At 66.1% G+C, this 21,114-nt stretch carries 21 protein-coding genes and 1 pseudogene; 9 read left to right on the forward strand and 13 right to left on the reverse strand.

Features of this window, described 5'->3' with window-relative positions; translation table 11 throughout:
* Window positions 1-32 precede the first annotated feature (32 nt).
* Window positions 33-686: pseudogene (locus AC0V2Y_RS01970) on the reverse strand (hydrolase).
* A 216-nt stretch (window positions 687-902) separates the two neighbouring features.
* On the opposite strand from AC0V2Y_RS01970, the gene AC0V2Y_RS01975 reads away from it, so the two are divergent.
* Window positions 903-1,157, forward strand: coding sequence for a hypothetical protein (locus tag AC0V2Y_RS01975; protein ID WP_475413678.1), 255 nt, complete (start codon window positions 903-905; stop codon window positions 1,155-1,157).
* 5 nt (window positions 1,158-1,162) lie between these two features.
* On the opposite strand, the gene AC0V2Y_RS01980 is transcribed toward AC0V2Y_RS01975, so the two are convergent.
* The 4 genes from AC0V2Y_RS01980 to AC0V2Y_RS01995 all read right to left on the reverse strand — a co-directional run bounded on the left by AC0V2Y_RS01980 (window position 1,163) and on the right by AC0V2Y_RS01995 (window position 7,187).
* Window positions 1,163-3,307 carry a TonB-dependent receptor plug domain-containing protein gene (locus AC0V2Y_RS01980; protein ID WP_475413679.1) on the reverse strand — a complete coding sequence of 715 codons (2,145 nt, stop codon included), beginning with the start codon at window positions 3,305-3,307 and terminating at the stop codon, window positions 1,163-1,165.
* Between the two features lie 114 nt (window positions 3,308-3,421).
* The gene (locus tag AC0V2Y_RS01985) at window positions 3,422-4,984 is read right to left on the reverse strand and encodes a M56 family metallopeptidase (RefSeq protein ID WP_475413680.1); all 1,563 of its coding nucleotides are present in this window, start codon (window positions 4,982-4,984) and stop codon (window positions 3,422-3,424) included.
* A 3-nt stretch (window positions 4,985-4,987) separates the two neighbouring features.
* A complete protein-coding gene (locus tag AC0V2Y_RS01990; protein ID WP_436542119.1) occupies window positions 4,988-5,365 on the reverse strand; it encodes a BlaI/MecI/CopY family transcriptional regulator in 378 nt (125 codons plus the stop codon).
* A 100-nt stretch (window positions 5,366-5,465) separates the two neighbouring features.
* Window positions 5,466-7,187 (reverse strand): methyl-accepting chemotaxis protein, encoded by a 1,722-nt coding sequence (locus tag AC0V2Y_RS01995; RefSeq protein WP_475413681.1) that lies wholly within the window; start codon window positions 7,185-7,187, stop codon window positions 5,466-5,468.
* Window positions 7,188-7,477: 290 nt separating this feature from the next.
* On the opposite strand from AC0V2Y_RS01995, the gene AC0V2Y_RS02000 reads away from it, so the two are divergent.
* The 6 genes from AC0V2Y_RS02000 to AC0V2Y_RS02025 all read left to right on the forward strand — a co-directional run bounded on the left by AC0V2Y_RS02000 (window position 7,478) and on the right by AC0V2Y_RS02025 (window position 12,136).
* Complete coding sequence (locus tag AC0V2Y_RS02000) at window positions 7,478-8,848, forward strand: DEAD/DEAH box helicase (protein WP_475413682.1); 1,371 nt, start codon at window positions 7,478-7,480, stop codon at window positions 8,846-8,848.
* Between the two features lie 133 nt (window positions 8,849-8,981).
* The gene (gene otnI / locus AC0V2Y_RS02005; protein WP_475413683.1) at window positions 8,982-9,782 is read left to right on the forward strand and encodes a 2-oxo-tetronate isomerase; all 801 of its coding nucleotides are present in this window, start codon (window positions 8,982-8,984) and stop codon (window positions 9,780-9,782) included.
* Between the two features lie 88 nt (window positions 9,783-9,870).
* The gene (locus AC0V2Y_RS02010; protein ID WP_475413684.1) at window positions 9,871-10,689 is read left to right on the forward strand and encodes a hypothetical protein; all 819 of its coding nucleotides are present in this window, start codon (window positions 9,871-9,873) and stop codon (window positions 10,687-10,689) included.
* Window positions 10,674-11,147, forward strand: coding sequence for a hypothetical protein (locus tag AC0V2Y_RS02015; RefSeq protein ID WP_475413685.1), 474 nt, complete (start codon window positions 10,674-10,676; stop codon window positions 11,145-11,147). The genes AC0V2Y_RS02010 and AC0V2Y_RS02015 overlap by 16 nt, the downstream gene beginning before the upstream one ends.
* A gap of 83 nt (window positions 11,148-11,230) precedes the next feature.
* Complete coding sequence (locus AC0V2Y_RS02020; protein ID WP_475413686.1) at window positions 11,231-11,647, forward strand: VOC family protein; 417 nt, start codon at window positions 11,231-11,233, stop codon at window positions 11,645-11,647.
* Window positions 11,648-11,755: 108 nt separating this feature from the next.
* Window positions 11,756-12,136: a TraR/DksA family transcriptional regulator gene (locus AC0V2Y_RS02025; RefSeq protein WP_475413687.1), complete on the forward strand. Its 381-nt coding sequence runs from the start codon at window positions 11,756-11,758 to the stop codon at window positions 12,134-12,136.
* 175 nt (window positions 12,137-12,311) lie between these two features.
* Here the strand turns inward: AC0V2Y_RS02025 and phbB are convergent, their stop codons facing one another.
* Window positions 12,312-13,058, reverse strand: coding sequence for an acetoacetyl-CoA reductase (gene phbB / locus AC0V2Y_RS02030; RefSeq protein ID WP_475413688.1), 747 nt, complete (start codon window positions 13,056-13,058; stop codon window positions 12,312-12,314).
* 231 nt (window positions 13,059-13,289) lie between these two features.
* Between phbB and AC0V2Y_RS02035 the strand changes: the two genes are divergently transcribed.
* Entirely contained in the window at window positions 13,290-13,610 is a 321-nt protein-coding gene (locus AC0V2Y_RS02035) for a hypothetical protein (RefSeq protein ID WP_071324588.1), read from the forward strand.
* An 86-nt stretch (window positions 13,611-13,696) separates the two neighbouring features.
* Window positions 13,697-14,563 (forward strand): universal stress protein, encoded by an 867-nt coding sequence (locus AC0V2Y_RS02040; RefSeq protein WP_475413689.1) that lies wholly within the window; start codon window positions 13,697-13,699, stop codon window positions 14,561-14,563.
* 21 nt (window positions 14,564-14,584) lie between these two features.
* On the opposite strand, the gene AC0V2Y_RS02045 is transcribed toward AC0V2Y_RS02040, so the two are convergent.
* The 7 genes from AC0V2Y_RS02045 to AC0V2Y_RS02075 form a co-directional block, all read right to left on the reverse strand.
* A complete protein-coding gene (locus AC0V2Y_RS02045) occupies window positions 14,585-14,944 on the reverse strand; it encodes a hypothetical protein (protein ID WP_475413690.1) in 360 nt (119 codons plus the stop codon).
* A gap of 196 nt (window positions 14,945-15,140) precedes the next feature.
* Window positions 15,141-15,695: a glycine zipper domain-containing protein gene (locus tag AC0V2Y_RS02050; protein ID WP_475413691.1), complete on the reverse strand. Its 555-nt coding sequence runs from the start codon at window positions 15,693-15,695 to the stop codon at window positions 15,141-15,143.
* Window positions 15,696-15,809: 114 nt separating this feature from the next.
* Window positions 15,810-16,553 (reverse strand): amino acid ABC transporter ATP-binding protein, encoded by a 744-nt coding sequence (locus tag AC0V2Y_RS02055; protein WP_475413692.1) that lies wholly within the window; start codon window positions 16,551-16,553, stop codon window positions 15,810-15,812.
* Window positions 16,550-17,242, reverse strand: coding sequence for an amino acid ABC transporter permease (locus AC0V2Y_RS02060; protein ID WP_475413693.1), 693 nt, complete (start codon window positions 17,240-17,242; stop codon window positions 16,550-16,552). Before AC0V2Y_RS02060 ends, AC0V2Y_RS02055 begins: the two co-directional genes overlap by 4 nt.
* Complete coding sequence (locus AC0V2Y_RS02065; RefSeq protein WP_475413694.1) at window positions 17,242-17,919, reverse strand: amino acid ABC transporter permease; 678 nt, start codon at window positions 17,917-17,919, stop codon at window positions 17,242-17,244. The genes AC0V2Y_RS02060 and AC0V2Y_RS02065 overlap by 1 nt, the downstream gene beginning before the upstream one ends.
* Before the next feature lie 20 nt (window positions 17,920-17,939).
* Complete coding sequence (locus AC0V2Y_RS02070; protein ID WP_475413695.1) at window positions 17,940-18,770, reverse strand: transporter substrate-binding domain-containing protein; 831 nt, start codon at window positions 18,768-18,770, stop codon at window positions 17,940-17,942.
* Between the two features lie 119 nt (window positions 18,771-18,889).
* A complete protein-coding gene (locus AC0V2Y_RS02075; protein WP_475413696.1) occupies window positions 18,890-21,010 on the reverse strand; it encodes a serine hydrolase domain-containing protein in 2,121 nt (706 codons plus the stop codon).
* Window positions 21,011-21,114: the final 104 nt, after the last annotated feature.

A 21,114-nucleotide genomic window follows, 5' to 3' on the forward strand; every position in this document is an offset into this window, starting at 1 on the left:
CAGCGGGCGGCAGAGCCGGAGTCAGTGAAAAATCAATGGCCTTCGCTGGCGTTGAACATGGATTTGGCGTAGATCAAGCCCAGGCCATAGCCGCCGCCGTGCGCCACGGCCGTCGCCACCGTCTCGTTGTAGGTCTCGCCGCGGGCCCAGTCGCGCTGCAGTTCCAGCAGGTATTGCACGGACGTCATCGGCTGCGCGCCCGCCTGTATCATGCGCTGCATGGCCATCGCATGCGCTTCGTCGGACACGTCGCCGCTGGCGTCGGCGATCACGTACACCTCGAAACCCTGCTCCAGCGCCGACAGCGCAGGGCCCACGATGCAGACGGACGTCCACAGGCCGGCCAGCACGATCTTGCCCTTGCCGTAGCCATTCACCTTGTCGGCGATGCGTGCGTCTTCCCAGGTATTCATGCTGGTGCGGTCGATCGGCGCCTGCTAGGGGAAGACGGACTGGATCTCGTCAAAGATGGGACCGGAGAACGATTTGGCGGCCACCGTCGTCAGAATCGCCGGCACCTTGAACTCCGCCGCCGCCTTGGCCACCAGGGCCGCATTGTTGCGCAGCAAGGCCAGGTCGATCGAGCGGGTGGCGAACGCCATCTGCGACTGGTGGTCGATCATGATCAGGGTATGATCGTTTGGAGTCAGCAGTTTGTGGGCGGCTTGGGCGGTGGCGATAGGCATGATGTTTTCCTTAGTGAAAATAATTGAATATGAAAAAAGAGAGGTCCTTGTACGGTGCTTCTGCTCCTGCCCTTGCGTCACGCTGTGTGTGCCGGGCCAGTGCTGTGCAGTATGGACGAGATACTTTGAAAACAAAAACGGAAAGAATGCCAAGCTATGTGCAATTTTTTCGATGATATAAAATAAGCACACCGACAGACGCACAAGGGGAAGAACATGGGATTTGAATTCAGGATCGCGGCCAGCCTGGCGCCGCGCCAGCGCCAGCACCTCGAACAGCTGCTGGCGGTGCTGCCGCAGGCGCCGCGCGCGACCAGCGGCGCCATGCCCGACACCGACGCCAGGCTGACGGACGCCGGTCTGTATATATGCCAGCACCTGCGCCCCGACCCGTGGCACGGCCTGGACGCCGTGCGCGGCTACCTCGAGGCGCAGGGCGTCAGCTACACCGTCGACGAGATTGACGACTAGGCCGGCTACAGGGTCCCCTCCAGCATCAGCCGCCAGCTGCGGTAGCTGCCCGTATCGAGCGTGCGCAGCACGCTGCGCGCGCCATCCGCATACAGGCTGCGCGTGCGGTAATCCTGCCCCAGCAGGTTGGCGCCCGACAGACGCAGGCGCAGCCTGTCGCTGACTTTCCACAACGCGTACATATCGAGTTCGCGCTTGGCGCCCTGCCAGGCCAGCAGCTGGCCGGACTCGCGCGAGCGCCCGCCCGCCTGGTAACTCAGGTCTGCGCCCAGGCTCAGGGGCAGGCGGGCCAGCTGGTAGTCCCCTCCCACGTTGGCGCTCCACGGCAGCTGGCTGTCGAGGCGGCTATCGGGGCCGGGCACGGCATCGAGCCTCGACCAGTTGCGCGCCACGTTGGCCCGCAAGTCCAGCGCGGGGGCGCCCGCCCACAGCGCCGTCAAGGGCAGCTTCGCTTCCAGCGCGATCGAGCGCACGTCGGCATGTCCCTGGTTGACGGGCGTGCTCACCCAGCGCCCGTTGTCCTGATACAGGCGCTCCAGCATCACGTCGCTGATGCGCCGCAGCGAGGCGCTGGCGCCCAGCATGGCGCCCGCGCCCGGATAGTATTCATAGGCGGCATCGAGGCCCCACGCCAGTTCCGGGCGCAGCGCCGGATTGCCCTGGGTGTCGGGATTCGTGGGACTGTTGCCATTGTCGACCGTGTACGGGCGCGGGATCAGCTCGAAAATCTGCGGCGCCTTGTAGGTGCGCGTGACGGCCAGGCGCACCTGCTGCTTGCCGCCGGACTTCCACAGGCTTTGCAGCAAGGGGCTCCATACCTGCGCGCGCACGTCGACCGGCTCGCCGCCGCCCGTGGCGCTGGCCGTGCGCCAGGTTTCCCAGCGCAAGCCCAGGTACAGCGACCAATGCGCGGAAAGTTCCCATTCATCCTGCGCGAACAGGGCCAGGCGCCGCACCGTGGCCGCATAATCTTCGTCGCTGAGCACGGGAAGGCCGCCCGGCTCCAGCTGGCGTTCGCGGCGAAAATCCGTGCGCCGGCGGTACCCCGCATCCCAGCCCGCCGCCAGCGCGTGGTGTTCGCCCAGCGCGCGGCGGTAGGTGCCGCTCGCCTGCACGCCCACCTCGTCCAGGCCCGAATCGACCAGGCGCGTGATGCCCTGTCCCGGCGCCGCGCCGCGGCCCAGGAACTGATAATCATTGGCGCGGTGGTTGACGCTGGCGCCCAGCTTCACGTCGAGACTGGCGCCATGGTCGAGCTTGCGCAGCCAGTGCAGGTCGCTGCGCACGGTGCTGCTGTCCTGGTTGAAATGCGCCTGGTTCTCCGGATAGGCGGTCGTGCCGCCCAGGTAAGCCGTTTCCAGCGCGTGGCGGCGGCTGGCCAGGCGGCGCACGTTGACCAGGCTTTGCCAGGCCAGGCTGCCCTCCCCCGCCAGCGCCCATTGCACGCGGGGCGCCAGCTCGATGCCGTCGCTCGTCACGCGCTCGGTGAGCGGCACGTGGCGCACCACCGTGGGCGCACCGCCGCCATCGAATTCGCGGTTCCACTCGTCGAGCAGCGCCTCGCGTCCCGTATGGCTGAGCGTGCCGGCCAGCGCGTACGACAGGCGTCCATCCTTGTCCGACCACTGCACGGTGGCGCTGCCGGCGGGCATGCCGTGGCTGGCGGACGCGCCCAGCTTGAACGTGCGTTCGCGCCGCCCGCCCGATTTTTTCAGCACGATGTTGATGGAACCGGCGATCGCCTGGGTGGAAAATTCCGCCGTGGCGGCGCGCATGATTTCCACGCGCTCGACCAGTTCCGGGTCCAGGGCGTCGAGCGAAAAGCCGGGCGCCACGGGCACGCCATCGAGCATGATCAAGGTATAGCCCTGGCCCAGGCCACGCATCTGGATTTGCCCGCCAGCGGCGCCCGCAGCCGCGCCGGACGGCCCGCCGATGGAAATGCCGGGCAGACGCTTCAGGGCATCGGACAGCACGCGGTCGCCCTGGCGCATCAATTCATCGCGGCCGACGACGATGGCGGCGACGGTGTCGTTGCGGCGCTGCTCCGCCTTGCCCGCATGGACCGTCACGGAAGGGAGAATGTCTTCGGCACGGACGTGCGCCGTCAACGGCAGCGCGAGGCTGCACAACAAGATACTCAATCGCATGGGGATTCCCGAAAGAAAGGATATTTCAGTGAAAACCAAGAGCCTCACGCCGGGGCAGACCCTGCCGAGTCCGCCCCCGTTTGTTGTTCCTGGGTGACAAAAAACCGTACGGCGTCAGCGGCCGAACTGCTCCTTGCGCATGCGCAGGGCCCGCTCGCTGGCGTTGGCATCCAGGCCGGCAAGCCAGCGCTGCGGATCTTGCACGCGGCCGTCCTGGCGCACCTGGAAGTGCAGGTGCGGCCCCGTCGCGCGGCCCGTGTCGCCCACCGTGCCGATGCGCTGGCCGGCCTCGACGATGGCGCCGTCTTCCAGCGCGACGCTGTCGAGGTGGACGTACACCGATTGCAGTCCGCCGCCATGGGCGATGTGCACGGCCTTGCCCAGCCAGTCGTCCTGCGTCACCGTGGCGATGCCATCGGCCACTGCCTGCACGGGCGTGCCGCGCCGCGCCGCCAGGTCAATCCCGCGCAAGCCCTTCTGCGTGATGGGGCGCACCACGCCAAAGAAACCCGTGACGCGCATGGTGGCGAGCGGATTGCGCCACGGCGCATGGACAGGCGCCGCGGCCGAAAGCGGGGCCGGGCTGGCAAGGGACGCGGCCGATGTCCAGGCCCTTGCGGGCTGCATGGCCGGTGCCGGCTGCAAGGCCAGTGCCGGCTGCAAGGCCACGCTGGCCGCACCCAGCGCGCACAGGGCCAGGCCCATGGCCAGCCGGGCGCGCCAGTGCATCTTGACGGCGCTGCTGTCGCGCATGCGGGCTACGCGCTCCAGCATGCTGTCGGGCTGGCCGCCAAACGCCAGGCCGGCAGGGGCACGGGTTTGCAGGCCCAGCTGGCGCACCAGCGCGGCCGCATATTCCCGGCGCTGCTGCTGCGGACGTCCAGCCAGCACATGGCGGTCGCAGCCCAGTTCCTGCGCCCAGGCCAGCTTGCCTGCCAGCCAGCGCGCTGCCGGGTTGAACCACAACAGCAGTTGCACGCCGCTGGCCAGCAGCTGGAGCACGGGATCGCGGCGGCGCGCATGCGTCAGCTCGTGTTCGATGACCAGTTGCTGCTGCTCGGCCGTGAATTGCCGCAAATGCGCGGGCAACAGCAAACGTTGCCGCCACACGCCCACCAGCATGGCCGAGATAGGCGCGTCGATTTCCAGCACGGCGGTGCGCTGGGCTTGCAGCTGGCGCAGTTGCTCCGGCGCAAACGCGCCATGCGCGGCCAAGGCTGCCGGCGCCAGCGGCCGCGCCGCCTGGAGCAAGGTCCGCAGCGTGCCGCGGCTACGCCAGCGGCGCCACGCCAGCACGGCCAGGCCCAGCGGATACACACCCAGCCAGAGCGTGGCCAGCATGCTCAGCCAGGTCATCACCGATGGCGCTGCCACCAGCGGCGCAGGCATGGGCGCGGAGCGTGGCGCGGGTGCGGCCATCGGCAAAGCCGCCTCGGGCGCTGCCTGCGCGGCGGCGGACAGGCTGAACTCGGGTACCACGCTGATCTGCTGGCCCTGCGGCAGCAGCGGCAGCAGGAACACGGCGGCCAGCACCAGCGCGGCCACCAGCCATGCGCTGCGCTGGGCCGCCAGCGCGGGCCAGCGCCCCTGCGCCAGGTGCAGCAAGCACTGCAGCAGCAAGCCGGCGCACAGGCAGGCGGCCGTCGCCTGCAACAAGGTCAGGGCGAACAGGGTCATGGCCTATTCCTTCGCGTCCGCAGGCCAGTCGTGCAGCAGCTGTTCCAGCGCCGCCAGTTCCTGCTGGTCCACCAGTTTGCTGCCCGTAAACATACTGACCGGCAAGGGGCTGTCGATCTCCATCACGCGCCGGCCAAAGTCGTGGGCAAACGCAGCCAGGGTGGCCACCTTGTCCACGTTGGACTCATACACGAGCACGCCGTGCACGCTGCGCTGCAGCAGCATGCCCTTGTCCAGCATGCGTTCTAGCGTCTTGCGCGTGGAGGAAAACGACCAGCCCAGCTCTTCTTCCACGCGGGCATGCAATTCGCGCGCGGACAGCGGGTGGTCTTTCCACAAGGCTTTCAATAAAGACAGTTCGGTGACGGAGGGCGTGCTCATGGTGCATCCTTTGAGTGACTATTGACACAATTATGCGACAACAGTCACACGCACGCAAGCGCTATTTGCGACAGCTGTCGCATGCACTCGGACGCCGCCATTAAAACTCGTCCCACTCATCGTCCCCGGGGCGCTGCTTGCCGGCCGGAACTTGCGGCGCATGGCGCGCCACGGGCTTGCCGCTGAGGCGGGCGGGAGCGCGCGCCACCTTGAGCGGCACGGGGCGGCGCACGGCGGGCCGGGGTGCCGGCGCCGCGATGGCGTCCGCCTGCGCCGTCTTGAACACGGCCACCGCATCGGCCAGCCGGGCCGCCTGCTCCTGCATGGCTTCGGCAGCCGCGGCCGCCTCTTCCACCAGTGAAGCGTTTTGCTGGGTCACGTGATCCATTTCGCTGATGGCCTGGTTGACCTGTTCAATGCCGGTCCGCTGCTCGTCGCTGGCGGCCGCGATCTGCCCCACGATGCTGCTGACCTTGTGCACGCTGTCGACGATCTCGTGCATGGTACTGCCCGCCTCGTCGACCAGGCGCGCGCCGCTCTCCACCTGCGTCACCGAATCGTTGATCAGGGCCTTGATTTCCCTGGCGGCCTGGCTTGATCGTTGCGCCAGGTTGCGCACCTCGGTGGCGACGACGGCAAAGCCGCGCCCCTGCTCGCCCGCCCGGGCCGCCTCCACGGCCGCGTTCAGGGCCAGGATATTCGTCTGGAAGGCGATGCCGTCGATGACGCCGATGATGTCGACGATCTTGCGCGAGGAGGCATTGATCGAACCCATGGTGTCGACCACTTGCGCCACCACGGCGCCGCCCTTGCCAGCCACGGCAGAGGCCGACGCCGCCAGGCCGTTGGCTTCGCGGGCATTCTGCGCGTTCTGCTGTACCGTGCCGGTCAGTTCCTCCATCGACGAAGCGGTTTCTTCCAGCGAACTGGCCTGCTGTTCCGTGCGCGACGACAGGTCGAGATTGCCCGAGGCAATCTGGCGCGAGGCCGTGGCGATGGCTTGCGTGCCGCCCCGCACTTCGGTGACGATGTGCAGCAGGCTGGCCGCCATCTCCTTCAATGCCTGCATCAACTCGCCTGTCTCATCCTTCGAGCGCACCGCCACCCGCACCGTCAGGTCGCCCTGCGCCACCTGCCTGGCCACGTCGATGGCCGAGCGCAAGGGTCCGCTGATATTTCTTGCCAGCCACATCGCCACCAGGCCGGCCAGCACCAGGGCCACCAGGCCGCCACCGAGCAAGACCCAGCGCGTTTGCAGCTGCAGGCCGGCCAGCGCCTGCGAACGCTGCGCCAGCAGCGCCGTTTCCGCCTCGCCCACCTCCTTGAGCAGCGCGCGCATGGCATCCATGCCCTGCTTGCCGCGGCCTTCTTTTTCCAGCGCCAGCACGGGCTCGATGGCGGCCGTGCCCTGCGCCACGGCGCGCCGCAGGGCGATCACGGGATCGAGCGCGCGGGCCAGCCAGGCTTGCTGAGCGGCATCGAGTTTCGCCAGGCGTTCCTGCTGGGCAGGATTGTCGCTGGTCAGGGCGCGCGTCTTGTCCAGATGCGCGCGGAATGCCGCCTTGCCCAGCACATATGGTTCCAGCGACGCCTCCGCGCCCGTGATCACGTAGCCGCGCTGCCCCGTTTCCATATTGATCAAGCTTTCCAGGATGGCATCATTTTCACTGAGCACCTGATAAGTATGGGTATTGATGGCGTTGGCGTCGGCCAGTTTCGAGAAATTCAAAGTAGCAACAGCGACCAGGACGGCCAGCAGCAGGACAATGGCGCCAAAACCGCCGTACAGGCGGGTGGCGATGCGAAGATCGGCAATGCGCATGGTATTCCTCCAGGAACAAGAACCCCGGCAGCGCGGCCATCCCCCGCGCAAGGGGTGCAGACAGGAATTTTACCCAGAATTACGCCAGGGCAGCGCGCCATTGCCTCACTTTTCTTTACTTGCGACATTGCAAACCTGAAACAAAACAGGCGCGTTTTTGCCAGGCTGTTATACTTCGCGTGTGCGGCACATATGACCAGTCCCCTTGCCGCTGTCTTTCGACCCCTAATCTGATTGCCTGCGACTGGCGCCCCACGATGGCGACAGGCCGATCTCACAATAAAGTTACCATGTCCTTTTCCTCCCTCGGATTGTCCGACGCTATCGTACGTGCCGTTACCGAACACGGCTACACCGTGCCGACCCCCATCCAGTCGCAGGCGATTCCCGCCGTGCTCGCTGGTGGCGACTTGCTGGCCGGCGCACAAACCGGCACCGGCAAGACGGCCGGCTTCACCCTGCCCGTGCTGCACCGCCTGTCGACCGACGCGAATGGCGCGGCCATCACCAGCAACACCTCGACGCGTCCGATCCGCGCCCTGATCCTGGCGCCGACGCGCGAACTCGCCGCCCAGGTCGAGGAAAGCGTGCGCGCCTACAGCAAGTACACCAAGTTGAACTCGGCCGTGATCTTCGGCGGCGTCGGCATCAACCCGCAAATCAAGCAGCTCAAGCATGGCGTCGACATCCTCGTCGCCACGCCGGGCCGTTTGCTCGACCACATGGGCCAGGGCACCGTCGACCTGTCGAAGGTGGAAATCCTGATCCTGGACGAAGCCGACCGCATGCTCGACATGGGTTTCATCCGCGACATCAAGAAAGTGCTGGCCGTGCTGCCGCCGAAACGCCAGAACCTGCTGTTCTCGGCCACCTTCTCGGAAGAGATCAAGGCCCTGGCCGACGGCTTGCTGAACAAGCCGGCCATGATCGAAGTGGCGCGCCGCAATTCGACCGTGGAAGTGATCAAGCAAAAGATCCATCCCGTCGACCGCGACAAGAAGCACCCGATGCTGTCCTACCTGATCAAGTCGAACAACTGGACGCAAGTGCTGGTCTTTACGCGCACCAAGCATGGCGCCAATAAGCTGGTCGAGCAGCTGGGCGCGGACGGCATCGGCGCCCTGGCCATCCACGGCAACAAGAGCCAGTCGGCCCGCACGCGCGCCCTGTCGGAGTTCAAGGACGGCACCCTGCAAGTGCTGGTCGCCACCGACATCGCCGCGCGCGGTATCGACATCGACCAGTTGCCGCACGTCGTCAACTACGACTTGCCGAACATTCCGGAAGACTATGTGCACCGTATCGGCCGCACGGGCCGTGCCGGCGCCAAGGGCGAAGCCGTATCGCTGGTCTGCGTGGATGAGCACGAAATGTTGAAAGACATCGAAAAGCTGATCAAGCAAACGCTGCCGCGCGAAGTCATCCCCGGCTTCGAACCGGACCTGAACGCCCGCGCCCAGCCTGTGCAACTGCGCAGCGGCACCGGCGGCCACCGCAACAACAGCCGCGCGCCAGCCGGCGCCGTGGTGCGCGTGAAAACGGGCGGCGGCGGCGCCAAGCCACGCAGCGCCGGCCCAGCGGGCGGCGGTGGCGGCGGCAACCGTTCCGGCAATGCGCCGCGTTCGGCGGCCTCCCACCGCTCCGGCGGCCGCGGCCGCTAATACCCGCTTGTAAGCGCGTATCGCAGCAATCAAAACCGTTCCAGGACTTGCTTCTGGAACGGTTTTTTCATGCACGCCACCTTTTGCCGATTTGGGCTAGGATAGTATCCATCTTCCTCACCTGCGTGCCGCCATGCCGAACTTCGCTGCCAATCTCAGCATGATGTTTACCGAACTGCCCTTCCTGGACCGCTTTGCCGCCGCCAGGGAAGCGGGCTTCGATGCCGTCGAGTTTTTGTTTCCCTATGCCGTCGAGGCGCGGCAGATCGCCATGCGGCTGGAACGCCACCATCTGCAGCTGGCCGTCTTCAACTTCCCGCCCGGCGACTGGGAGCACGGCGAGCGGGGCATCGCCTGCGACCCGCGCCGGGGCGAGGAATTCCGCAGCAACGTGCAGCTGGCGCTCAACTATGCGCTGGCGCTGGGGGCGAAACAGCTGCACTGCATGTCCGGCATCGTGCCGCCCGGCATGAGCCTGGAGCGGGCGCGGCAAAGCCTGATCGGCAACCTGCAATTTGCGGCCGACGCCTGCCGTCCGCACGGCATCAACGTGCTGATCGAGCCGATCAACCGCTACGACATGCCCGGTTACTTTCTGAACCATAGCCAGCAGGCGGCCGACATCATCGCCGACTGCCAGCGCGGCAATATCTTCCTGCAGTACGACATTTATCACATGCAGCGCATGGAGGGCGAGCTGAGCAACACCATCCGCGCCCTGCTGCCCCTGATCCGCCACATCCAGATCGCCGACACGCCGGGCCGCCATGAACCGGGCACGGGCGAGATCAACTACCGCCACCTGTTCAAGCTGCTGGACCAGGTCGGCTACGCGGGCTGGGTCGGCTGCGAATACCGTCCCGCCAGCGACACCTTGGCCGGACTGGGCTGGCGCGAGCAATTGACGGCCACGACGGGCACGATGGGCGCCTGATCGCAGCGCGCTTGCGCCCGCACAAGGCGGGCAGCGCAGGCCGGCACGACAATACCTTTCCATACAGTATTTCCTGTCGAGAGGTGACGTGTCCGCCCTGCCTGCCCGCCTTCGCCGCGCCCTGTGCCTCAACCTGTACCTGAGCCTCTTCCTGGCCGTCGTGCTGTGCGGCTGCGCCAGCCCGCGCACCGACCTGGCGCAAGTGCGCGCCCTGGCCGCCGGCACCGATGCCTTGACCGCCTTCGGCGAACTGTCGCAGCGCCACGTGGACAGCTACCAGCGCGCCCGCCCGTATCTATCGCCGGCCGAAGACGCGCGCGAACGCCTACTCGATGCGCAGCGCCGCGCCGCGCAAGCGGACGTCGCGCGCCTGGCGCAAGCCGTGCGCCTGTACCTGCAGGCGCTGGGCCGGCTGGCGAATGCCGATGCGTATGACGTGCAGGCGGAACTGGCCGGCGCGGGCGCCGCCATCCGCGCCTGGCCCGGCAGCGGCATCGACGACCGCCACGTCAGCGCCTACACCCTGTTGCTGCAGCAGCTGTCGCGCCTGGGCGGGGCGGCCAGCCAGCAGGCGCACCTGGCGCAAGTGCTGCACGATGGCGACGCGCCCCTGCAAGCGCTGCTGGCCGCGCTCGACAGCTTGCTGGCGCTGTACGACAAAAGCGGCGACAACGAGCGCGACATCGTGCTCGGTCTGCTCGACGTGGAAATCGCGTATGCGGACACGCCGCGGCAGCGCCTGCTGGCCGTGCTGGCGAAAACCATGCAGCAAAGCAAAACCGAAGAATACCGGCTGCTAGGCCTGCGCCATACCCTGGCGCGCCGGCAACTGGCGGCACTGGCGCGCAGCCACGCGCAGCTGGCCGCCGCCCTCACCACCACGGAGGCAAGATGGACGGATCGGTAGGCAGGAGCGGCGGCAGCGAACGCCGCGAAGCGGCCCTCAGCAGCGCCATGCGCGTCGAGCAACTGGCCGACAGCCTGTCGCAGGCGGCCGTCACCTTGCACGGCGCCGTCATGCGCGCCATCCGCAAGCGCGCCAGCCAGGGCGCCAACGGCATCAGCCACAGCCAGGCGCAAGCCGTCTTCGCCCTGGAAGTGGCCTTGCGCCAGCAAGCCAACCAGCTGTATGCCGATGCGGCCGGGCATACGGTAATGGGCCTGGAAACGGCGCAGCGCCAGCTCAGCGGCCTGCTCGACACGGTGCGCCTGCGCATCGCCCGCAACGACGACGTGCGGCACTGGATCAGCCTGGCGACGAGCTTGTTGCACCTGGGCAGCGCCGTCCTGGCCGGCAATCCCGAGCGCATCCTCAGCACCCTGGGCAAGGTGCGTGAGCGGCTGCAAGAGATGGCGCCGGACTGATTGAAATCGGCCGGCGAGCGCCTATACTGGGACGTCCCCGCCTGGCAATCGTGCCTGCGGGGCGATTGCCAGAGGAGACCAACATGCGTATCGAACCGTATTTGCAATTCGATGGAAACTGCGCGCAAGCGCTGGAATACTACCGCCAGCACCTGCATGGCACCGACCTGTGCCTGATGCCGTATCGCGGCACGCCGATGCAGGAGCAAGTCAAGGAAGACTGGTATGACAAAATCATGCACGGCTCCGTGCAGCTGGGTCCCACCATGCTGATGGGTTCGGACGGCGGCTGCGACGAGGGCGCCAAGGGCATGAGCGGCAGCTCGATCTGCCTGACCGTCGATACGCCGGAGGAGGCGGAGCGGGTCTTCGACGCGCTGGCGCGTGACGGCAACATCCAGATGCCCCTGGAGGAAACGTTCTGGGCCAAGCGCTTCGGCATGCTGAAAGACCAGTTCGGCGTGGCCTGGATGGTCAACTGCCTGAAAGAGCCAGCATAGATCGGCCCGCGCCTGCCTGCGCCGCATCAAACGCGGCGCGGGCAGTAGCGCAAGCAGAAGCGCCCATCCTGGACTACCATAGAGGAGTGACTCCTATCGGGGACCGCCATGAATGGATTGCCGCAAGACCAGCTACAGCGCCTGCAGGGCGTGCTGGAGCAACGCAAGCTGGCGCTGCAGGAACAGATCGAGAATGAAACGGCCGAGGCCGATGCGCGCGCCTCGCTGCTCAATGAAGTCGAAGCCTCGCCGGCCGACAATGCCAGCGTGCGCACCTTGAACGCCCTCGTCAGCGAAGCGGCCGAGCACAATCAGGCGCAGCTGGCCATCATCAAGCACGCGCTGGCCAAGTTTGCCGACGGCAGCTACGGGCTGTGCGACAACTGCGGCGAAGCCATCGGCCTGTCGCGGCTGAACGCGCGCCCCGAAGCGCGGCTGTGCATCGATTGCCAGACGCGGCTGGAGAAAGCCCGCCGCCCGCTACCATGACGGCAGCATGACGGCGGCACAACAACAAAGGGCAAGGCATCGCTGCCCTGCCCCCTGTTTTCCAGCGTGACTACCATGCTGCCTGCCGTCCTCCGCCAGCGTCTATGCGCCGGCTGGGTGGACGGGTCTCCTCTACTGCCATTGCCCAGTTTCAAGTGTCCCGCGGCACCCCGGATCAGCTCATGTGCTGTCCGCCATTGATGGCGATATTCGCGCCCGTGACGAATGCCGCCTCGTCGGACGCCAGGTATGCCACCAGGGCCGCCACCTCGTCCGGCTCGCCCAGGCGGCCCAGGGGAATCTGCGGCAGGATCTTCGTTTCCAGGATATCGGCCGGCACGGCCGTCACCATCTGCGTGCGCAGGTAGCCGGGCGAGACCGTGTTGACGGTGATGCCGTGGCGCGCCACTTCCAGCGCCAGCGCCTTGCTGAAGCCATGCACGCCGGCCTTGGCGGCCGCGTAGTTGCACTGGCCAAACGCGCCCTTCTGGCCATTGACGGACGAGATATTGATGATGCGGCCCCATTTCTTTTCCAGCATGGGTTCCAGCACCTGCTTGCTCATGTTGAACAGGCTGTCGAGATTGGTGCGCATGACCTCGGACCAGTGCGGCAACTCCATCTTGCGCATGCTTTGGTCGCGCGTGATGCCCGCGTTGTTGACCAGCACGTCGATGCGGCCGAATTGCGCCAGCACCCTGCCGACGGCTTCGCTGCAGGCAGCAAAATCCGTCACGTCGAGGGCCAGCGGATGAAAATAATACTGCTGCGACTGCTGCTCGTCGAGCCAGCTTTCCACCCGCGTGTTGCCCGGCGTATGCGCCGCCACGACGGCAAAGCCCGCCGCATGCAGGCGGCGGCACAAGGCCGTGCCCAGGCCGCCCATGCCGCCCGTCACCAACGCTACCTTTTGTTCCTTCATTGCTGTCTCTCCCCGCTTGTTATGGTTGTTCTGCGTGGGATCAAGTGTAGGTGGCGCTTTTGAAGCGGGCATTGCGCCAGATCAAAGGCCCGGTCTGCTTACTGCCGCGTTCGTCTGCGCTGTGTCCACATGCGAGAAATTATCAAAATCATACTCATCGGAGAGGTGATGGCACCTCGGCGGGCAAGGCAGATAATCCTTGCCTGATGGCATGATCCAAAGGAGAACGCGATGGAAATCCAGGACGACACAGAAGCATTGAGGGACTTGTTCAACGACATCAATCCCGGCATGAGCGACGTGGAATCGGTGCATCAGGCGGAGCTCGATCCACAGCATGCGCTGGCCCTGATGGCCAACCCGAAGGCGGCGCTGAAGGCCATGGGCATCCCCGTCAGCGACGCCTCGCAAGTGCAGGTGACCATGAAGAACCGTGCCAGCCGCGCCATGCTGGAGGTGGCGCAAAAGGCGGCGCAATTGCGGCGCATCATCGTCATCGTGATTCACTATCGCAACTGCGACGCCGATATCATCATCATCGCCATGAGCTGAAGCGACAAGCGCCGGCCGCAGTCGTGCGCGGCCGGCGCCCCGGACTGTGCCAGAATGGCCGCTACTGCACAGCGAGAGGACAGGCCATGACGTACAAGACCGTATTGCTCCACATCGACGATGGCGCCGGGCGCGCCGCCCGCATCGCAGCGGCGGCCAGCATCGCTCAGGCGTGCGGCGGCCACCTGACGGGCGTGGCGCTGACGGGCGTGTCGCGCCTGCTGTACCAGCACCAGCCCGACCTCGATGCGGACCCGAACCTGAGCTTGCATCTGAACTTCCTGCGCGAGCGGGCCACGCGCGCCCTCGACGGTTTCGAGCAGCAGGTGCGCGCGGCCGGCGTCGCCTCGTTCGAACAGCGCGTGCTCGACGACGAGGCGGCGGGCGGCATCAGCCTGCTGGCCCGCTATGCGGACCTGGTGGTCATCAGCCAATACAATGCCAAGGATAAATCGCCGTCCGTGATGCGCGACTTTCCCGCCTATGTGCTGCTGCATTCGGGCCGCCCCGTGCTGATCGTGCCGTATGCGCCGCCGCTGCCCCTGCTGGCGCCGCCGGCAGGGGCGCGCAATGTACTCATTTCCTGGAACGCCAGCAAGGAAGCGAGCCGCGCCGTGACCGCCGCCCTGCCCCTGCTGCAGCGGGCTGAACATGTGCATGTGGCCATCTTCGACGCCCAGGTGCATGCGGCCGAACACGGCGAACAGCCAGGCGCGGAACTGCTGCAGTACCTGGCGCGCCACGGCGTGGAAGCGCGGCTGCATTTGCTCGATGGCGGCGGCGTGCGGCGCGGCGATATCGGCGAGGCGCTGCTGTCGCAGGCCGCCGACCTGTCGGCCGACTTGCTGGTGATGGGAGCGTATGGCCATTCGCGCCTGCGCGAAACCATCCTGGGCGGCGTCACGCGCACGATTCTGCAGAGCATGACCATCCCCGTGCTGATGGCGCACTAGGCTCTTGGCAAGACGGCAGGGCTAGCTACCCTGCCAGGGCAGGCTGCGGATCTTCGCCACCTGGCGCTGCGCCAGCCACTGCCACAGCTGCAGCGCGTCGTCCTGCGGCAGGGCCGACATGTGGCGCGGGCTGGCCAGGGCGATTTCGCAATCGCGGTCCGACCATTCCTCGAAGGTGACTTCGCCTCCGCTAGCGACTTCGACCTGATACATCAAGCCATCGTCGTAGCCGAAGCGCAACAAGACGGCGGCCGGGCTGCCGTCCGGCGCGACGGCGCCGCCGCGGTACACCTCGGCCAGCGCATCGGCCAGCTGTGCCGGCGAGGGCGCGCAGATGTCGCGCCCATCGGCCCGTGTCAGGATGAACCATGCCTGTGTCATGACGCGCCCTCCTATCCATACTCGTTAGCATGCGAGGCAAGTACTACGGGCAGTCACCTGGGTCCAGTGTCACTTCGGGCGCGCGGAAACTATCCCTGTCGGCATTGTTTACCAATCATTAGCAATACTAACAAGGATCATACCTAAATTTCGTGCAGCGCGGAATTTATGCATATGGCACCACAGAGGCGCCGATTCACGCCACCAGCACGGGAATGCTGAGCGGATCGAAGTCATGCCAGTCGCCATTGGCGATCGTGCCTTCCGCTTCCTCGATATGCTCGGCGCCCAGCCGGTGCAGTGTCTCGAGCGCCCGTTCGCGCTCGTCGAGGCCGCCCAGCGCGACGGCGATGAGCATGCCCGGATGGCGCGGCTGGCGGTGGTTTTCGCCATTTTTCTCGGGCTCGCCCGCCTCCTTCATTTTATTGAAACTGTAGAGCGAGCCCACGTGGGCGCCCACCAGCGCCCCCACCACAGGACCCAGCGGCCCCGTCGCCAGCGTGGTGGCCGCGCCGATGCCCGCGCCGACGGCGGCCCCGACGGCCACCCCCTCCACCACGCCCTCGGGCGTCTCCTTGGCGCCGGGCGAGATGTCGCGGTCGCCGCCGAGCGCGTGCAGATCGTGCTGGCCCGGCTGGTTGACAAAGAAGGCGCTGATGCGGCTGTCAGGAAAGCCCGCCTGGTTCAGGGCGGCGCGCGCGGCGTCTATCTGCTCCTGCAACTGAAAATGACCTGCGATGATGCGTGACATGATAAGGCCCTCCTGGTCGGCTGCGGGCGCCCCGTGCGCCACCCCGATAGCGTGCGCCGGACGGCGCCAACAGACCGTTCGCTTGCGCACACAGCCACACTATCATGCGCTCATTCATGCGCTCGCGCTGAACGGGCTGCGGATATCGGCCAGGAATTGCTGTGCGCGCACATGTTGCGGCCGCGCAAAGAAATCCTCGGGCGCGGCCCGTTCCAGCACTTGCCCGTGGTCCATGAACCAGACGCGATCCGCCACCTCGCGCGCGAAACCCATCTCGTGCGTCACGCACACCATCGTCATGCCCTCACGCGCCAGGTCGCGCATCACTTGCAGCACCTCGCCCACCATTTCCGGGTCCAGCGCGCTGGTCGGCTCGTCGAACAGCATCAGCGGCGGCTGCATGGCCAGTGCGCGGGCGATGGCCACCCGCTGCTGCTGCCCGCCCGACAGGGCCGCCGGCATGGCGCGCGCCTTGTGCGCCAGCCCCACGCGCTCCAGCAGGGCCAGCGCCCGCTCGTGCGCTTCGCGCCGGGTGAGGCCGCGCAGGCGCTGCGGCGCCAGCGCGCAATTGTCCAGCACGGACAAGTGCGGAAACAGGTTGAATTGCTGGAACACAAAACCGATATGCGAGCGCAAGGCATTCACGTCCAGCCCCGGCGCGTGGATATCCTGGCCCGCCACCGTGATGCGGCCCGAGGCGACCGGCTCCAGGCGGTTGATGGTGCGGATCAGGGTCGACTTGCCCGAGCCGGATGGTCCGCACACGACCAGCACCTCGCCCTTGGCGACGTGTTCATTGATCTCGCGCAAGGCGTGATAATCGCCATAGTATTTGTTGACATTGTCAAAGGTAATCATGCTGCCGCTTTCAGGAAACGCGCCTGGCGCCGCTCAAGCCAGAAGGCGGCGCGCGACAGGCTGAAACACAAGACAAAATACGTCATGCCCAACAGGAAATACACTTGCACGGGCTTGGTCAGCACGAGGCCGTTCACTTGCGAAGCGATGAACGACACCTCGGCCAGGCCGATGATGTACCCGAGCGAGGTTTCCTTGATGGTCGAGACGAACTGATTGACCAGCGAGGGCAGCATGTGGCGCAGCGCCTGCGGCAGCACCACCGAGCGCATGCTGTCCAGATAGTTCAAACCCAGCGAACGGGCCGCCTCCACCTGCCCGCGCGGCACGGCTTGCACGCCGGCGCGCACGATTTCCGCCAGATAAATGCCGTCGAAGAGGACGAGGGCGGCCAGCATGGTGCCGAACTGCCCGCTTTCATGTCCCGTGATGCTGGGCAGGAAGAAGTACGCCCAGAAGATAACCAGCAGCAAGGGGATGCCCCGCACCACGTGGATCAGTGCGGCGACGGGCCAGCGCAGCAGCCGCCAGGGGCTCAGGCGCGCCAGCCCCAGCAGCAAACCGAACGGCAGGCTCAGCACCAGCGCCAGGCTGGCCAGCACGACCGTCAGCGCCAGTCCGCCCAGCGGCCCCTCGGGATAGCGGCCGACGAGGAAATACAACCAGTAATCATGGAGGAGTTCCAGCATCAGGCCACCTTTCTTTGCAGCCAGGCCGCCAGGCCGGCGATCAGCAGGGAGACGGCCAGGTAGGCCGCGCTGGCAAAGACGAAGGTCTCGACGCTGCGGAACGAGGCCGCTTCCACGCGCTGCGTCTGGTACATCAGCTCGGCCACGCCGATGACGGTGGCGATGCTGGTGTTTTGCCACAGGGTCAGGGTTTGCGACAGCAGCGGCGGTGCGGCCAGGCGCAACGCCTGTGGCACGATGCACAGGCGCATGGTGGCGAGAAAGCTGAAGCCCAGCGCCCGGCCCGCCTCGAATTGCTGGGCGGGAATGGCGCGGATGCCGCTGCGGATGTCTTCCGCCATGTAGGCGGCCGTATATAAAGTCAGGGCCGTGACGGCGCTGACGGCTTCGATATTGCCGGCATACAAGCACTCCTTCCACGCCTCGGGCAACAATTCGGGCGCGCCGAAATACCAGAACAGGAAGTGCGCCAGCAGGGGCACGTTGCGGATCAGCTCGACATACGCCACGCCCAGGGCATTGAGCAGGCGCGACGGGGCCAGCCGCAGCATGGCCACGCCGCAGGCCAGCGGCAAAGACAAGAGCAAGGTAATGCCCATCAGTTGCAGGGACAGCAGCAAGCCGGAAACGAGCCAGTCGCGGTAGTCGCCGGCCAGCAAAAAGTGCAGATCAAACATGCGGGAGAGTCAGGCAAGGTTCAGGCGTCGATCTTGTCCGATTCGATCTTGAAATTACGTTTCTCAAATTTCACATTACTCGTCGGGCCATACCATTTGAAGAACAGCTTTTCCGCCTCGCCCGATTTTTCCAGACCGCGCAGCACCTGGTCGACGGCCGTTTTCACGCCCGTCTCGCCCTTGCGGATGCCGAAGGCAAACACTTCCTGGCTGATGTTTTGCGGCAGCACAATATAGTCTTTTTGCGCGCTGCCCAGCTTGGCGTAATTGTTCAGCAGGGACACTTCATCGTCGACATAGCCAACGCCCTTACCTTGCTGCAAGCCCAGATAAGCCTGACCCGCCGTCTCGAACGTCACCACGTCCACGCCGGGCACGGCCTTGCGGATATTCGGTTCCTGCGTGCCGCCCTTGACGGTCAGCACTTTCTTGCCGGCCAGTCCCGCGACCGTCGTGATGTTGCTGCTCTTTTTGACCAGCACGCGCTGGCCCGTGTAAAACGTGGACAGCGAGAAATCGACGAGCGCCTCACGTTCCTTGTTGTGCGTCAGGGATGCCGTCAGGATATCGATGCGGCCCTGCTGCAATTCGGGAATTCGGGCGGCCACGGCCAGCTGCTTGATCACCGGTTTGACGCCCAGGCCCTGGGCGATGGCGCGGCACAGGTCCACTTCATAACCGACCAGCTGGCGCGACTTGGCGTCGATGAAACTGTTCGGCTCATCCGTGCCCAGGGTGCCGCAGACCAGCTCGCCCTTCGCCTTGATGGCGGCCAGCTGGTCCGCTTGCGCCACCTGCGTAAAGGCGATGGAAGTGAAAAGAAGCGCGGCGAAATGAAGGCGGGTCTGCATGGGATTCCTCTGGTGGATAACGAATGCCGCCATTAGACCGCAGCGTCCTTATTTCCAAAAAGGAATCTTTTCAGCCTTGCTTATAAAGAATTCATCTAAGGCATCAGTGAAGACCTCAGCTAAGGCGCCAGCGCCTTCGTCTCGCCGCCCAGGCGGATGATTGCCGCCTTGGCCCCCACGGCGCCCGGATAGCGGGGATCGAGCTGCAATGCCTGGCGGTAAGCCTCGACGGCTTGCGGGCGCAAGCCTTGCTCCACATAAAACTCGGCCAGACTATCGTGCAGATTCGCGTCGCGCGGATGCAGGCTGACGGCCGCCTGCAGCACGGCCATGCCTTGCGCCACGGCGCCGCTTCCTTTCAATCGATACGCTTCCAAGTTCAGCGCCGCCGGACTGGCCGCGCCCCGCGGGTCGCGGGCCAGCGACACGCGCAGGGCGGCCGTGGCATCTTCCATCTTGCCGGCGCGCAGCAAGGTCAAGCCCTGCAGCGCATGCGCGCCGTCGCTGAGCGGATACAGTGCCACGGCCAGGCGGCCGGCCGCCAGCGCCGCCTCCGCTTCGCCGCGCGCGGCCGACGCTTGCGCCAGCTCAAGCAGCTCGGGCACGAAATCGGGATACGCGCGCTGGCCGCGGAAAGCGGCGCGCAGCTGGCCGTCGAGTGCGGCGATGGATACGGGGGCCTGCGGCCAGGCGATGGCGGCCGTGCGATCCCAGCTGGCGGCCAGGGCCACGATGGCTTGCTCGAAGGCGGGATCGAAGCGGGGCAAGGTGCCGGACGCTTTTCCTTGCGACAGCAAAATATAGTCGCGCGCAAACGCCAGCGCGCCGCCGCGCGAGTAGGTATCCAGGTCGGCGCCCGACCGGCGCAACGCCTCGGCCATGCTGGCGCCTGCTGCCAGGAAGACGCTTCCGCCGGCCGGATGGCGGGCCGCCTCGATGAAGGCGCGCGCGGCCGTGGCGTCCGGCGCCAGCGCTTGCCCGTTGATTTGCGCAAAGGCTGCCCGCGTGGCGGCCGCATCCGCATACGGCTGGCGCGTGCGCTCGGCGTATGCTCTGCCCTCCTCGAACAAGCCTTGCGCCACCTGGTAAGCACGCTGCGCGCCCGCATCGGCGATATACGTTTTCAGCTGCCACGGCTCGCCCGTGACCACCTCGAACAGGCGCTGCACGAAGGCCTCGGGATTGACGCGCTCGAGATTGGCGGCAACGGCAAGGGTGAGCTTGCGCGAGGGAAAGCTGTACAGATAGGTGACGGTTTCCGGCTGCTGGCCGCTGTGGGCGATGGCGTAGCGCCCGCCCGTGGGGAGGATTTCCCAGCCCATGCCGTAGCGCGTCAAGCGGCCCGCGCGCGTGGCCATCGGCTGCACCATGGCGGCCACGCTGGCTGGCGACAGGATCTTGCCTTCATGGACGCCCCGGCCGAAGGCCAGCATGTCGGGCACGCTGGCGCGCGTGCCGCCGGCGGAAAAGCGGCTGCTGATGTCGACGAATTCCGCGTTTTTCAAAGCCTGGCCGTCCAGCCGGTAGCCGCGCACGCGGTGGGCGATCAGGGCGTGCGGGTCGTCCATCACGATGGTGTCCATGCCCAGCGGCCCCCACACGTGGCGCCGCATGTAGCCGCCATAGCTTTCGCCCGAGGCGCCCTCGATGACGGCACCCAGCAGGTTGTAGCCATAGCTCGTGTAGCGGAAGCGCGTGCCCGGTTCGGCGATCAGGTCGAACTGCTCGAAGACGGCGAGGGACTGGCGCGTATCCTTGTGCTCCTTGAAATGCTGTTCCGCCTGGCTGTTGCGGTAGGCATCGATGCCGCCCAGGTGACCCAGCAACTGGCGCACCGTGACCGTAAACGGTTTGACGGGGAAATACGGCACATAGGTTTGCACGGGCGCATCGAGGTCGACCTTGCCCTGCTCGACCAGCTGCAGCACGGCCACCGCCGTCATGGGCTTGGTGACGGACGCCAGCCGGTAGCTGGAGCTGGCCGTGGCCGGCACGCGGTTTTCCAGGTCGGCATAACCATAGCCTTTTACCCATTCCACCTCGCCCTGGCTGAAACCGACGGTCACGCCCGGGATGCGCTGCGCACTCATGCGCCGGGCCACCCAGCCGTCGAAATCCGCCAGGCGCGCGGCCAGCGCAGGGGCGGGAACAGATGCGGGAGCGGATGCGGCCTGCGCCACGCCGCAGAACAGCGCCAGCGCGCCGGCGAAACCGTAGTAGTTGCTGCTTTGCATAGTCATGCTTCCATGGTGAGACCGCGTCCACCACGCGGCACTGATGCATGATAAGCATCATGACAGCGCCATGGGCGGGCGATGCATGAAATGCACGCGGACTGCATGAA

It is taken from the genome of Janthinobacterium sp. BHSEK (genome assembly GCF_056174685.1).